This window comes from Lactobacillus sp. A27, assembly GCF_016742815.1.
GTDB classification, from domain to species: domain Bacteria; phylum Bacillota; class Bacilli; order Lactobacillales; family Lactobacillaceae; genus Lactobacillus; species Lactobacillus gallinarum.
This window is the reverse complement of the sequence record NZ_JAEHNT010000122.1, coordinates 1-224: the sequence shown is the minus strand read 5'-3', so window position 1 is coordinate 224 and position 224 is coordinate 1. Positions and strand designations below refer to the sequence as shown.

Annotated in this window: 1 protein-coding gene; it reads right to left on the bottom strand. The window is 44.2% G+C overall.

Annotated elements, in window-relative coordinates; translation table 11 throughout:
• Positions 1-224: transposase (locus JEM49_RS10140; RefSeq protein ID WP_201874887.1), on the bottom strand; the 224-nt coding region annotated here is incomplete at both ends.

The following is a 224-nucleotide window of genomic DNA, read 5'->3' as shown; positions in this document are numbered from 1 at the left end:
AGTTTTTTGCTAGCCGCAAATTGCGTCCTTCTTTTTTAGCCCTGCGCTGTCTGCGAGACAAGACGCGTTGGGCATGGGCAAGCTTCTTTTTGGTTTTGCAATAAAATCGTGGATTAGCAACCATTGCTCCGTTAGATGCTGTTAAGAAATTATCAAGGTTAAGGTCAATGCCAATTTGACTCTGCGTCTTAGGCAATTCCTTGACAAAAGCAGTATCGCTGCCT